This window comes from Vibrio sp. 1288 (genome assembly GCF_033344475.1).
This window is the reverse complement of sequence record NZ_JAWPOX010000700.1, coordinates 1-627: the sequence shown is the minus strand read 5'-3', so window position 1 is coordinate 627 and position 627 is coordinate 1. Positions and strand designations below refer to the sequence as shown.

Genomic DNA, 627 nt, shown 5'->3' with positions numbered 1-627 from the left:
CGCAGCCATGGCGTCTAAGTTTTCTGTCAGCATCAATCGGCGTGCTTCACTTAAGCGTAACTTCTTTTGAAACTGTAATGGTGTCATGGACGTCATGGAGCGAAAGTGCGTGTAAAACGACGATTTACTCATACCTGTGTACGAAGCCAAATCTCCAACACTTAATGGTTTGACAAAGTTGTTTTTGAGCCAGTCGATGGCTTTGGCTATTTGATGGCTATGGCTGCCCGCAGTCACGATTTGATGGAGACGCGTGCCCTGTTCACTCATCAAAAGGCGATAAAAAATCTCCCGTTTAATGATGGGCGCTAAAATTTTGATGTTTTGGCCTTCGTCTAATAATTCTGCTAAGCGTACAAACGCATCCAATAGAGATTCCGACAACTCACCGACAGCAATGCCTTTTTGCGCTTCTTTGGCTTGAGTAAAGGCAAGTTCGCTATCGACAATCAGTTGGGAAATCTCGGTCAAATCCAGCTCCATGATCAGCTCTAAATAAGGTTGCTCCTCACTGGCTTCGATAATGTTGGCAATGATAGGGAGATCGACAGAAGAAATCAGGAAGTGGTTGGCATCGTAAATAAAGCTTTCCTCTCCCAATAAGACTCGCTTCCTGCCTTGCGCGAT

General features: G+C 45.1%; 1 protein-coding gene. It reads right to left on the bottom strand.

What is annotated here, in order from left to right:
* On the bottom strand, positions 1-627 hold a 627-nt coding region (locus R8O11_RS28865), incomplete at both ends, for an AraC family transcriptional regulator (RefSeq protein ID WP_318195076.1).